The sequence below is a fragment of the Burkholderia sp. LA-2-3-30-S1-D2 genome (genome assembly GCF_001523915.2).
In the GTDB taxonomy this organism is placed as follows: Bacteria; Pseudomonadota; Gammaproteobacteria; order Burkholderiales; family Burkholderiaceae; genus Burkholderia; species Burkholderia diffusa.
The window spans coordinates 2343084-2355727 of the sequence record NZ_CP013383.1; the positions used below are offsets into that span (position 1 = coordinate 2343084).

The window sequence follows — 12644 nt, forward strand, 5'->3', positions numbered from 1 at the left end:
CGTGCTCAGGCGGCGCCGCGCACGTCGAACTCGACCTTCCAGCGCTCGTCCGTGCCGCTCGGGATCGCCTCGAGTTCGAGCGTGCCGGCTTCGGTCACGCGCGCATGCAGCTTCACGGGCACGATCTCGCCGACCGTGCGCCCTTCGGCGGGCAACGTCGCCTGGATTTCCTCGAGTTCCTGAAGTTCTTCCGGCGACCAGTAGTCGAGCAGCGTGCCGACCTGGTCCTGGCGGCGCACCGACGAACCGAAGAAGCGGAACTGCACCGGCTCGCCGACGACGAGGCCGAACTCCTGCGGCGGCAGCGCCGCGTCGGAGCCTTCCTCCATCCCGAACGGCGCGACGCACAGCGCTTGCACCGGCGGCTCCAGCCCCGGCACCGCGGGCATCGCCGACTCGATCGCGACGTAGTACGCACGCGCCGTGCCGCCGCGAATGCGCACGCCACGGCCGCGCTTCACGTAACCGTAGTAAGCCGCGCCGCGCGCGACCGCCAGATCGAGATCGGCGCCTTCGAGCAGGCGTGCGGGCGGTGCGCCTTCGGCGGCGAGCCAGCTGTTGAGCGTATCGAGCACGCGTTGCGTGAGCAGCGTCGACTTGAACACGCCGCCGTTGAACAGCACGGCCGTCGGATGCAGGAACGTCGCGCCTTGCGGCAGCGTGCGCTGCACGCCTTCGAGCGTGTCGAGCGCCGCGACCTGGCGGCCGAGGAACGCCGCGAGATGGCGCGTGATGCCCGCGTCCTGCGCATACGGCAGGCCGAGTTGCGTCAGGCCGACGCGCGCGCGGCTCACCGGGCGCGCGGCCGCATCGACCTGCGGGAAGAAGCCTTCGAGGATCGTCTGCGTGAGTTCAGCGCGCGTCAGTTCCGTGCGGATCGAGCCGCCGATCAGCTTCGAGCCGCGACTCGGCACGACAAGCGGCACCGCATCGGTCGTCGGGTCGGACAGCAGCGTTTCCTTCGCGGAGCGGCATGCGTAGGTCAGCGCACGCAGTTGCCACGGATCGGCCTGCGTGCCCTGCTGCGCGAGCTTGCGCGCGACCACGTGCGCGAGCGCGAGGTCCATGTTGTCGCCGCCGAGCAGGATGTGCTCGCCGACCGCCACGCGATGCAGTTCCAGGTTGCCTTCGCGCTCGACCACCGCGATCAGCGACAGGTCGGTCGTGCCGCCGCCGACGTCCACGCACAGGATCAGGTCGCCGACCTGCACCTGCTTGCGCCAGCCGCCTTCGCTCTTCTGGATCCAGCTGTAGAGCGCCGCCTGCGGCTCCTCGAGCAGCGTCATCCGCGTGTAGCCGGCGGCGCGCGCGGCCTCGGCCGTCAGTTCGCGCGCGGCCGGGTCGAACGAAGCGGGGATCGTCACCGTCACGTCCTGATCGACGAACGGCGCATCCGGATGCGTGTGGTCCCACGCTTCGCGCAGGTGCGTCAGGTAGCGGATCGAGCTTTCCAGCGGCGACACGCGCGACACCTCGGGCGGCGCATCGCTCGGCAGAATCGCCGCGCGGCGGTCGACGCCCGGGTGGCACAGCCAGCTCTTCGCGCTCGAGACGAGGCGGATTGGCGTGCCCGCGCCGCGCGTGCGCGCCATTTCGCCGACCGCGAAGCCGCGCGAGGCCGTCCACGGCAGCGTCAGGTCGCCCTGCGTCAGCTCGCTTTCATGCGGAAGATAGAGGAACGACGGCAGCAGGTCGCGCGACTCCAGCGCGCCGGGCGCGGTCAGCTGCGCGATCGGCAGCACCTGCTGCGTGATGTTTTCGCCGTCGCTCGCGGCGCTGTCGACGTACGACAACGCGCAATGGGTCGTACCGAGGTCGATACCGATCGAATAGCGCGGATCGCTCACAGTTCCACCTCCGCCGGTGCAACCACCGATGCGTCGTGACTGCCCGTCAGCTTCGGCAGGCGCACGTCGGCCACGCGCCAGCCGCGATGGCTGACCGTACCCGTGAACGGCGCGGAACCGACCACGTTGCCCGTCACGCGCACGGCCGTCGCGTCGAAGCCGGCCGGCAGCGTCACGCGGCTGCCTTCGGCTTCATCGCGCACCGGCACGATCGTGAAGTGCTCGCGCAGCGCAGCGCGGCAGCCGTCGTGCACGAGGCGTGCGGCGGCGCCGATGTCGGCGTCGGCGTAGCCGGCGATGTCTTCCTCGACGAAGTCGATGAAGCGCGCATCGCGCTGCAACAGGCCGAGCAGTTGCAGCGCGGCTTGCGGGCTCGCTTCGCGCAACTCGGGGGCCGGGGCCTTCACAGGCGCGGGCGCCGGAGCCGCGGCGGGGGCCGGCGCAGCCGGCGCCGGGGCGCCGTCGCGTACGCGCAGCACGCCGGCCGCGAACTCGCGGTTGCCGAGCACGGAGAAGAACGTGCCGACGGCCAGCGACAGCCGGCCGAAGAAGGACAGGTTGGATTCGGGCATGGGGTCTGGACTCCTGTGGGCTCGCGACACGGCGAGCATCTTGCCTGGGCGCCCGGTGGCGGCGTGCGATTGCGCACTGCCACCGCCTGGCTCATGATTCGGGCGCGCCCTCTCGGGTGCGGAAAACCCGTATTTTGCCCTGTGGCGGGCAAACCGGGCAGAAGTTGGGGGACAGAACGCGGCGGCGCGCGGGTTTCGCGCCGCGCCGGATGCGTCGGACTGCCGGCTATAGAGTGGCGGTCGGGTGACGGTCGCGATGTTGCGGCGCGTCAGCGCGGCTTGCGGCGGCGCGCCGCCTTCGCCTCGAAATCGCGCGACAGCATGCCGAGCGTGACCTCCCCGAAGCGCGCAAGCAGCACCGCTTCGGCCTCCTTCAGCGTGGCCGACAGATGCGCGTTGACCGCCTGTTCGACCAGGCATTCGGGTGCATCCTCGGCCACCAGATCGGAAAATACCGGCGGCTCGCCCACCGCGCGATAGACGTCGAGCAGCGTGATGTCGTCGAGCGCGACGCTGAGCGCCCACCCGCCGCCGTGCCCTTTCTCCGACTGCACGTAGCCGCAGTCGCGCAGCCCGCCGAGCAATCGCCGCACGACGACCGGATTCGTGCACAGCATCGCCGCGATCGCCTCCGACGTCAGCGGGCCGTCGGCCTGGTCCATGTGGATCAGCGCATGCAGCATGCGCGACAAACGGCTATCGGTTCTCACGGACGGTTGGCTCCCACTCTCGAAACTTATGAAGTTGCATGAATGATACCATCGGCCTATCATGCAACTTCTCGTGTTTCATGAGTTGGCCGCCATCGGAGCACGTTCTTCGCTTGATACGGATTCAGGAAAGGAGTGAACACATGCAGAGCCATCATGAAGTGATCGTGATCGGCGGCAGCTTTGCCGGGCTGTCGGCCGCGATGCAGCTCGCACGCGCGCGGCGCCGCGTGCTCGTGATCGATGCCGGGCGGCCGCGTAATCGTTTTGCCGAACATGCGCACGGATTTTTCGGGCAGGACGGCAAGCCGCCTGCGCAGATCGTCGCGGAAGCCGCCGCGCAACTCGCGACCTATCCGACCCTGCAGCGGATCGCCGGCGAGGCGCGCACCGCCGAGCGCGATGCGAACGGCCGCTTTCACGTGACACTGGCGGACGGCAGCCGTGCAAGCGCCGAGCGGCTGATCCTCGCGACCGGCATCCGCGACGAACTGCCCGCGCTGCCGGGGCTCGCGGAACGCTGGGGCGTCAGCGTGCTGCATTGTCCGTATTGCCATGGCTACGAGGTGTCGGGCCGGCAACTCGGCGTGCTGGCGACGCATCCGCTTTCCGTGCATCAGGCGATCCTGATTCCGGACTGGGGACCGACGACGTGGTTCACGCAACGCGTAGTCGAAGCGAACGAGGAGGAAGCCGCATTGCTCGCCGCGCGAGGCGTGCGTATCGAACGGTCGCCGGCCGTCGAGATCCTCGGCGAAGCGCCGCGGATCGACGCGCTGCGTCTCGCCGACGGGAAAGTCGTGCCGATCGATGCGTTGTTCATCGGCGCGCGCACGGAGATGGCGAGCGATCTCGCCCGACAGCTCGGCTGTGCGTTCGACGACGGGCCGCTGGGCACGGCGATTCGCGTCGATACGTGGAAGCAGACGAGCGTTCCCGGTGTGTTCGCGGCCGGCGATGCGTCGAGCCTGATGACGAATGCGACGTTCGCGTCGGCATCCGGCGTCGCGGCCGGCGTGGGCGCGCATCGGTCGTTGATTTTCGGGCTCGACGCGTGAAGTGAACGAAGCGGCGTGCGGGGTGACGCAGCGTCATCCCGCTTTCCCTGCGCGATGGCCCGGTCAACGCCAACCCCGTTCGCCGGGCAGGCATTCCCGCACGTCGATCCTCACAAACGCTTGTCGATATCCGAACATGCGTCGATGGATTCATCATGCGATGTGGTGTTTAATGCTCGGCAACATCAGCATTAAAAGACACGAAATGCTCGACCTCGACGATCTTCGACTCGTGCGCGCGATCGGCGCGTCGCACTCGTTGGCATCCGCCGCGCGCCTGCTCGACCTCACCCCGCCCGCGGTCACGATCCGCCTGCAGCGGATGGAGGCGCGACTCAATGTCCGGCTCGCCGTGCGGCGGCCGAAAGGGATCGCATTGACCGACGAGGGTCAGCGGCTGTACCAGGAAGCCGTCGGGATTCTCGAGCGCGTCGAGGCACTGCCGGCCAACATTTCCGGCGATCACGGCGACGTGCAGGGCACGCTGCGCGTCGTCGCGCCGTTCGGCTTCGGGCGCAAGTACGTCGCGCGGATCGTGCGTGACGTCCAACGCGCGCATCCGAAGCTCGAAATCTCGCTGCACCTGTCGGAGAGTCCGCTGACCAGCGCGTCGGGGGCCGACGTGGTCGTCCATGTCGGCAGCCTGAAGTCGTCGTCGTGGATCGGCCATCCGCTCGCGCCCAACGAGCGCTTCCTGTGCGCGAGCCCCGGTTACGCGCGGCGCATCAACGAACTGGACCATCCGTCCGATCTCGCCCGCTACGACTGCCTGTGCCTGCGCGAAAACGACGAGGACGTTCCGCGCTGGCGCTTCTCGCAAGCCGGCGATGGCAAGGGCGAATCCAGGCGATCGGCGGTGATTCGCGTCACGGGCGCGCTTTCGTCGAACGACGGCACCGTCATCACCGACTGGGCACTGGCCGGGCTCGGCATCGTCGAACGCTCCGAGTGGGACGTCGCGCCGCTGCTGGCCAGCGGCAAGCTGGTCAGGCTGCTGCCCGACTGGCATCTGCCGCCCGCGCCAGTGACCGCGCTGCTGCCGTCGCGCACCGGCCGCTCCGCGCGGCAACGGGTCTTCCTCGAAGCCGCGACGCGATTTTTCGATCCGCCGCCGTGGCGCGGCAAGGCGTGAGCGGCTTCCCGCGATTAAATCGCGCTTAATGATCGATTTGGCACACGTTAAACACGCTTCTGGCCAAACACCCTACAGTGTTCGCTGTCGGCAAACCACCGAGGCAACGCACTATGGTCATTCCGCTTCCGAATACCCCCGCCGCATTGATCGACGTCGGTCGCATGCGTCATAACATCGCGCGCATGCAGGCGCATCTGGACGCACTCGGCGTCAGGTTCCGGCCGCACGTGAAGACCACCAAATGCCAGCATGTCGTCGACGCGCAAATCGCGGCCGGTGCGCAGGGCATCACGGTGTCGACGCTTAAGGAGGCCGAACAATTCTTCGCGGGCGGCGTACGCGACATCGTCTATGCGGTCGGGATGATTCCCGCCAGGCTCGGCCAGGCGCTCGCGCTGCGCCGGCAGGGCTGCGACCTGAAGATCGTCGCCGACAGCCTGCAGACCGCGCACGCCATCGCCGAATTCGGGCGCGAGCACGGCGAGCGCTTCGAAGTCTGGATCGAAGTCGACGTCGACGGTCACCGCTCGGGGATCGTGCCCGACGACGATCTGCTGATCGACGTCGGCCGCGCGCTGGTCGACGGCGGGGTGACGCTCGGCGGCGTGCTCGCGCATGCCGGCTCCAGCTACGACTACGACACCCGCGACGCGCTGGTCGCGATCGCCGAACAGGAGCGCAGCCGGACCGTGCGCGCCGCGGAACGCCTCAGGGCCGCGGGGTTGCCCTGCCCGATCGTGAGCATCGGTTCGACGCCGACCGCGTTGTCCGCGGAGCACCTCGACGGCGTGACAGAAGTCCGCGCGGGCGTGTACGTGCTGTTCGACCTCGTGATGCACAACGTCGGTGTGTGCGCGCTGTCCGACATCGCGCTGTCGGTGCTGACCACCGTCATCGGACACCAGGAAGAAAAAGGCTGGGCCATCGTCGACGCGGGCTGGATGGCGATGAGCCGCGATCGCGGCACGCAGCGGCAGGCGCGGGATTTCGGTTACGGGCAGGTGTGTACCGAAGACGGTGAAGTGCTCGGCGAGTACGTGATGAGCGCGGCCAACCAGGAGCACGGCATCGTGTCTCGCGCGGGAATGGCCGACACCGCGATCGCAAAGCGGTTTCCGATCGGCACCCGTTTGCGGATCCTCCCGAACCACGCATGCGCGACCGGTGCGCAGCACCCGGAATACCACGCGCTGGGCAGCGACGGCACCGTGCAGACCTGGCCGCGCTTCTACGGATGGTAGGACACCTGAAGGCGACGATCGGTGCAGCGGATGTCGAACGACGAAACCGGCCACCGCACCGTCGCCCGATCGGAATTGACTATTTTTCCAAAACTATACAAACTTTAAAGATCGCGATTCGCATCGCATCCGACAGGCTCTCCCACCATGCTGACTGACGCCCACCTCCTTCTTCTCGACCGGGATGTCGTCGAACCGGCCCTTCAAGCCGAACCGGTGATGGCGGCGGTGCGCGAAGCCTTCGTGCTGCACAGTCGACGTGCGGGGCGCGTGTTCCCGGTCGTGCGCGAAAGATTGCACACCGGCGGCGTGTTCGGCATCAAGTCCGGCGACGTCGCTGGCCAGGATCTGCTCGGCTTCAAGGCAGCCGGTTTCTGGCCCGGTAATCGAAGCCGGGGCGGCGAGCCGCATCAGGCGACGATCGCGCTGTTCGATCCGGCCACCGGCCGTCCGCTCTGCATCATGGACGGCAATGCGATCACCACCGCCCGGACCGGTGCGGCCGGCGGCCTCGGCCTGCAGGCGCTGGCACGCCGCGACAGCACCCGCATCTGCGTGTTCGGCACCGGCGTGCAGGCGCGCGTCCAGCTCGACTACGCGCTCAGTCTGCTGCCGCAACGGTGCTCGGTGCAGTATGTGAACGTCAGCGGCGAACCGGACGCGGTGTTCGAATCGGCATTCCGCGAACGTTGCGACATCCGTGTCGCACGGGACCGGAACGATGCCGTGGCCGACAGCGATGTGGTCATCACGGCAACGCCGGGCGGCGGCCCGCTGTTCGACGCGGACGCGGTTCAGCCCGGCACCCACCTGACCTGCGTCGGCGCGGACACCGCGGGCAAGCGCGAGCTTCCCGAAGGCGTATTGGCGCGCGCGCGCATTTTCGTGGACGATCACGAGCAGGCGCGCAGCATCGGCGAATGCCAATGGGCGCCCGATCTGCCGCGTGCTGAAATCGGCGACGTGCTTGCCGGCACCGTGCCCGTTGATCGATCGCCGGACGAGATCACCGTGTTCGACATGACGGGACTCGCGCTGCAGGACCTGACCGTTGCGCGTTTCCTGTACCGGCAGGCCGTCGAAAACGACGCGGGACGTTCGATCCCGTGGCCGTGGTGAACGGCACTGCGTGCTATCTTCCATCGCCATGCGCCTATCCAGAGTTTCCGCCCTCTCGTTCGATCTCGACGACACGCTTTGGCCGTTCGGACCGTCCGTCGAACGGGCCGAGGCGTCGCTGCATGCGTGGCTGATCGCGCACGCGCCCGCTACCGCGAGCGTCGTGCCCACGTCGCAGGCACTGGGCCAGCTGCGCATCGAATACGAACGCTCGCGGCCGGACCTCGTCAGCGACTTTCGCGCGTTGCGCATCGGATCGATCCGGCTTGCGCTCGAACGCGCGAACGAAGACGTCACGCTGACCGACCGCGCGTACGACGTGTTCTATTCCATGCGAAACCAGGTCGAGTTCTTCGACGATGCATTGCCGGCGCTCGAGTGGTTGAGCGCGCGATTTCCGCTGATCGCGGTGACGAACGGCAATGCGGACCTTCGGCTGACCGGCGGCGGCGAGTTCTTCCGCGAAACGCTCAGCGCGCGTGCGTGCGGGTTCGCGAAACCCGAGCCGGAAATCTTCCATGCGGCCGCCGCGAAACTCGGCGTGCTTGCGGCGGAACTGCTCCACGTCGGCGACGACTTTCGCCTCGATATCGTCGGCGCGTTGAATGCGGGACTGCAGGCAGCATGGGTCGTGCGCCACCCGGGGACGGAAGCGGAGCACGCCGCGCGGCGTGCCCCGTCCCCACATCTGACCGTTCGTGACTTGTCGGCGCTGTGCCGTGCGCTCGGCGGCCCCGTCGACGCGTCGTAACCGCGAGCCCGCAAGGCTGCGAGTTCGCGCGGTCGAGGTCGATCGCCCCCATCGGCACGACCGACCACCGTTTCACGCCGCCTTGCGCGCGTCCGCGATCCGTTGCGGCGCCTTCGGTCGCGCATAAAGCCGCTCGAGATACGCGCGCAATTGCGGGAACGGTTCGATCAGGTGGCATTCGCTCGCCCAGTCGATCAGGTAGACCGTCACGCAATCGGCCACCGTCAACGCGTCGCCGACGATGAATTCGCGTCCTTCGAGATGCTTGTCGAGGATCGCGGCCATCGTCGCGAAATCCTCACGCGCCAGCTCGATATCGGCCGGCGAGCGCTTTTCGGGCGGATAGAGGAACGAATGGCGCGTAATCCGCCACAGCGGCTGTTCAAGCTCCGTCACCGCGAACATCACCCACCGATAGGCCTGCGCGCGCAGCGCCAGATCGACGGGCAACAGCGCCTTCTCCGGGTACTTGTCCGCGAGATACAGCACGATCGCGGCCGACTCGGGAATCACCAGGTCGCCGTCCACGAGCACGGGCACCTTGCCGGCGGGATTGAGGCGCAGGAATTCGGGCCGCTTGTGCTCGCCCTCGAGCAGGTTGACCGACACGAACTCGAAATCCGCATCCAGTTCCTTGAGCCCCCAGAGCGCGCGTTGCGAGCGCGTGCCGGCGAATCCGTAGAGCTTCATCGCAATGTCTCCATCGATAATGTCGGGGAAAATCGCCGCGCGCAGGCGACGGCCCATCGGCCGCGACGACCGCGCACGCAGCGCCTGTCGCCGCTCACATGCCCGGCACCGCGAGCACCGGCATCACGTCGATCGCGTCGCCAGGGAACAGCGTGAAATGCGGATGGCCTTCGAACAGCGCGGCGGCCGCGTCGTGCGATGCGGCGCGCACGACGGTGAAGCCGCTCATCGCATTGGTGGTGTCCGTCACGCCGCCCGCGCCGATGGTCTTGGTCTTGCCGAGCGGCCCGCCGAGCTCGACGATCGCATCGCGATGCCGGTCGACCCACGCGTGCCACGCGGCGATCCCCTCGCGCTCCCGCGCACGCCGCTCGTCCTCGGGCAGCGCCATCCACGCCTTCATGCCCGGGCTATGCTTGCTGCCGAGGAATACCGCGAGATACAACTGTTGTTGCGCACTCATGCTTCCTCCGTCCGATGGCGGGAACGACGGGCTGCCGCTCCCCGCCCTTGACACAATAGGTTGATATCAACACAATTGCAACATGGCACGCAAAGAACAGCTCCCTTTCGAAACGACGCTGATGGTGCGCGATTGCTGCCTGTGCCTGCACATGCAGCGCGCGGCGCGTAATCTCGCGCGCATCTTCGACGATGTGCTGCGTCCGCTGGATCTCACCAACGGCCAGTTTTCGCTGTTGATGTCGCTGAACCGGCCGCAGCCGGCCGCGATGAAATCGGTCGCGTCATTGCTCGCGATGGACCGCACCACGCTCACCGCCGCGCTCAAGCCGCTCGAGCGGCGCGGGCTGCTCACGATCACGCAGGATCCGAACGACAAGCGCAGCCGCCTGCTCGAACTCACACCGGCCGGCCATCAGTTGCTGGCCGAAGCGTTCCCGCTATGGCAGCAAACGCACGCCGAGATCGAACGACCGTTCGCAGCGGGCGAAGTCGATGTGTTGCGCGGGCAGTTGCGCGCGCTGTCGGAGGATCCGGCTACGCGCGGCTGACGCGGCGCGCACGCGGTGACAGCGGGCGCGCCGCAACGTGCAGCGTGCCCGCGCGGGTCACTTCATCCAGACACGCCGGTTTCTCCCCGGTCCGAACAGCAGGCCGATCCGCGCTCGCGTCGATCGCCCGCATGCATCTCACTCGGCGAGCGCCGGCGCCACGCCCACCCGCTTCGGCACGCCGGTCACGATCGTCGCGACCGCCACGGCCAGCACCGCGGCCGCGCCCAGGAACACGCCGCCCGCGCCGTTCGCGTCGAACACGACGCCGCCTGCCGCCGCGCCCGTCGCGATCGCGAGCTGGATCGCCGCGACGATCAGCCCGCCCGCGCTTTCGGCCTCATCGGGCACGGTGCGCGTGACCCACGTCGACCAAGCGACCGGCACGCCGCCGAACGCCATCCCCCACAACGCCACGAGCACCGCGTCGATCATCGGTGCGCGGCCGAGCGCGACGAGCGCGACGCCGAGCACGACCATCAGCGCGGGCATCCCGATCAGCATCGGCCGCAACCGGTGTTCGAGCACGCGGCCCGCGAGCGACGTGCCGACGAAATTGGCAATGCCGTAGCCGAGCAGGATCGCCGACAGCCCGTTCACGCCAACGCCGGCGACCTGTTCGAGGAACGGCCGCAGATACGTGAAGAACGCGAAATGACCGGTGAACACGAGGATCGTCGCGAACATCCCGAGGCCGACGGTCGGCCGGCGCAGCACGTCGACGAGCGTGCGCAGCCGCGTCGTGCCGCTCGGCGGCATCGACGGCAGCGTCATCACCTGCGACGCGAACGCGAGACCGCCGAGCCCGGCCGCGATCAGGAACACGTTGCGCCAGCCGATCAGGTGCCCGAAATAACTGCCCATCGGCGCGGAGGCGATCGTCGCGACCGCCACGCCGCTGAAGATGATCGACAGCGCGCGCGGCACCATCGCCGTCGGCACGAGCCGCATCGCGGTGGCGGTCGCCATCGTCCAGAAGCCGCCGAGCGCGACGCCGAGCACGACGCGGCCGATCAGCAGCGTCGTCAGGTTGGGCGCGAACGCGACCGCGAGATTGGACGCGACGAGCAGCAGCGAGAATGCGAGCAGCACGCGCCGGCGGTCGATCGTGCGCGTCAGCGCCGAGATCAGCAGGCTCGTGACGAGCGCGACCGTCGCGGTGGCCGTGACGGCCTGGCCGGCCACGCCTTCGGTCACGCCGAGGCTGTCGGCCATCGGTGTGAGCAGGCTCGCGGGCAGGAATTCGGCGGTGACGAGACCGAACACGCCAAGCGTCATCGCGAAGACAGCGCCCCAGGCCGGCTCGCGGGGGGCCGCCGTGCTGGCGGCAGAGGAGATTCCGGGATTCATGCGTCGTTCCGAGTCGTGTAGGGAAAATACTGATGACGGCGTATCGTAAGGAACGACGACAGGACGGTCTATGACATACAATCCGTTCTTATTGATCGATCGTCCGAATTTCGCGATGTCCGAGCCCCTGCTTCCTCCCGTCCCCGACGTGCACGACCTCGTCAGCGAGCTGCTGCTGGGGATGCGCCTGAGCGGCGTCCAGTACCGCCGCATCCAGGTCGCACGGCCGTTCGGGCTGAGCTTCGGCCAGGCGCCGGGCCGCGCGCAGTTCCATTTCGTCGGGCGCGGACCCGTGCTGCTGCGCGACGAAGCCGGCGCAACGATGCGGCTCGAGGCCGGCGATGCAATCCTGCTGCCGCACGGGCGCATGCATGCGCTGGTGTCCGATCCGGATGCGCCGTGCCGCGAGATCCACGGCTTCGAAGCCGCGAAGATCTGCGATACGGTCGCATCGGTGGCATCGGCCGGCACGTCGCCCGCGGCCTGCGCAACGACGGAGCCGGGCGCCGGCGACGCGCTGATCTTCAGCGCATGCATGGAGCTCGACCTCGGCGGCATGCAGCCGCTGGTCGGCGCGATGCCCGAGTTCATGCACGTCGGCACGCTGCTCGCGCGCTACCCGGAAATCCGCCCGATGCTCGACGCGATGGAACGTGAATCGTGCTCCGAGCGCGCGGGCTTCGCGGGCATCCTCGCGCGGCTCGCGGACGTGGTCGCGGCATTCATCGTGCGCGGCTGGGTCGAGTGCGGATGCGGCGACGCGACGGGCTGGGTGCAGGCGCTGCGCGAGCCGAAGCTGGGCCGCGCGATCGTCGCGCTGCATCGCGACCCGGGCCGCAACTGGAGCGTCGCGGAGCTGGCCGCCGAAGCGGGCGTGTCGCGCTCGGTGTTCGCCGAGCGCTTTCTCGCGGCGACCGGGATGACGCCCGTGCGCTACCTGACCGAGCTGCGGATGCGGCTCGCCGCGCAGTGGATCGCGCGCGAGGGCGAGACGATCGAAGCCGTCGCGTACCGGCTCGGCTATGGTTCGCTGGCCGCGTTCAGCCGTGCGTTCAAGCGCGTGGTCGGCAGGCCGCCGGGCGCCGTGCGTGCCGAAGGCGACACGCACGCCGACGTGTGACGTGTAACGCTTCGCGTGCAGCGCGGGGCCAAGCGAAC

General features: G+C 68.4%; 13 protein-coding genes. 7 read left to right on the plus strand and 6 right to left on the minus strand.

What is annotated here, in order from left to right:
- Positions 1 to 5: 5 nt before the first annotated feature.
- The 3 genes from WS66_RS10725 to WS66_RS10735 all read right to left on the minus strand — a co-directional run bounded on the left by WS66_RS10725 (position 6) and on the right by WS66_RS10735 (position 3129).
- The gene (locus WS66_RS10725; protein ID WP_059601212.1) at positions 6 to 1847 is read right to left on the minus strand and encodes an Hsp70 family protein; all 1842 of its coding nucleotides are present in this window, start codon (positions 1845 to 1847) and stop codon (positions 6 to 8) included.
- The gene (locus tag WS66_RS10730) at positions 1844 to 2419 is read right to left on the minus strand and encodes a DUF2760 domain-containing protein (protein WP_059601210.1); all 576 of its coding nucleotides are present in this window, start codon (positions 2417 to 2419) and stop codon (positions 1844 to 1846) included. Before WS66_RS10730 ends, WS66_RS10725 begins: the two co-directional genes overlap by 4 nt.
- Positions 2420 to 2688: 269 nt before the next feature.
- Entirely contained in the window at positions 2689 to 3129 is a 441-nt protein-coding gene (locus tag WS66_RS10735; RefSeq protein ID WP_059601208.1) for an RrF2 family transcriptional regulator, read from the minus strand.
- Between the two features lie 143 nt (positions 3130 to 3272).
- Here WS66_RS10735 and WS66_RS10740 point away from each other — a divergent pair, with 143 nt between their 5' ends.
- The 5 genes from WS66_RS10740 (at position 3273) to WS66_RS10760 (ending at position 8433) form a co-directional block, all read left to right on the plus strand.
- On the plus strand, positions 3273 to 4187 hold the full coding sequence (locus WS66_RS10740) for an NAD(P)/FAD-dependent oxidoreductase (RefSeq protein WP_059601206.1): 915 nt from the start codon (positions 3273 to 3275) through the stop codon (positions 4185 to 4187).
- Between the two features lie 205 nt (positions 4188 to 4392).
- Positions 4393 to 5319 (plus strand): LysR family transcriptional regulator, encoded by a 927-nt coding sequence (locus WS66_RS10745; RefSeq protein ID WP_108064670.1) that lies wholly within the window; start codon positions 4393 to 4395, stop codon positions 5317 to 5319.
- Positions 5320 to 5432: 113 nt separating this feature from the next.
- On the plus strand, positions 5433 to 6563 hold the full coding sequence (locus WS66_RS10750) for a DSD1 family PLP-dependent enzyme (RefSeq protein ID WP_059601202.1): 1131 nt from the start codon (positions 5433 to 5435) through the stop codon (positions 6561 to 6563).
- 147 nt (positions 6564 to 6710) lie between these two features.
- The gene (locus WS66_RS10755) at positions 6711 to 7682 is read left to right on the plus strand and encodes an ornithine cyclodeaminase family protein (protein ID WP_059601201.1); all 972 of its coding nucleotides are present in this window, start codon (positions 6711 to 6713) and stop codon (positions 7680 to 7682) included.
- Between the two features lie 28 nt (positions 7683 to 7710).
- On the plus strand, positions 7711 to 8433 hold the full coding sequence (locus WS66_RS10760; protein WP_059601198.1) for an HAD family hydrolase: 723 nt from the start codon (positions 7711 to 7713) through the stop codon (positions 8431 to 8433).
- Between the two features lie 72 nt (positions 8434 to 8505).
- Here WS66_RS10760 and WS66_RS10765 read toward each other — a convergent pair whose 3' ends face one another.
- Together WS66_RS10765 and WS66_RS10770 are read right to left on the minus strand one after the other, a co-directional pair.
- Complete coding sequence (locus tag WS66_RS10765; RefSeq protein ID WP_059601195.1) at positions 8506 to 9123, minus strand: glutathione S-transferase family protein; 618 nt, start codon at positions 9121 to 9123, stop codon at positions 8506 to 8508.
- 94 nt (positions 9124 to 9217) lie between these two features.
- Complete coding sequence (locus tag WS66_RS10770) at positions 9218 to 9586, minus strand: hypothetical protein (RefSeq protein WP_059601193.1); 369 nt, start codon at positions 9584 to 9586, stop codon at positions 9218 to 9220.
- A gap of 82 nt (positions 9587 to 9668) precedes the next feature.
- On the opposite strand from WS66_RS10770, the gene WS66_RS10775 reads away from it, so the two are divergent.
- Positions 9669 to 10136: a MarR family winged helix-turn-helix transcriptional regulator gene (locus tag WS66_RS10775; RefSeq protein ID WP_059601191.1), complete on the plus strand. Its 468-nt coding sequence runs from the start codon at positions 9669 to 9671 to the stop codon at positions 10134 to 10136.
- 138 nt (positions 10137 to 10274) lie between these two features.
- Here WS66_RS10775 and WS66_RS10780 read toward each other — a convergent pair whose 3' ends face one another.
- Positions 10275 to 11486 carry an MFS transporter gene (locus tag WS66_RS10780; RefSeq protein WP_059601189.1) on the minus strand — a complete coding sequence of 404 codons (1212 nt, stop codon included), beginning with the start codon at positions 11484 to 11486 and terminating at the stop codon, positions 10275 to 10277.
- Between the two features lie 70 nt (positions 11487 to 11556).
- Between WS66_RS10780 and WS66_RS10785 the strand changes: the two genes are divergently transcribed.
- Positions 11557 to 12606, plus strand: a complete 1050-nt coding sequence (locus WS66_RS10785; RefSeq protein WP_059601187.1) for an AraC family transcriptional regulator — start codon at positions 11557 to 11559, stop codon at positions 12604 to 12606.
- The last annotated feature ends 38 nt before the right edge of the window (positions 12607 to 12644 follow it).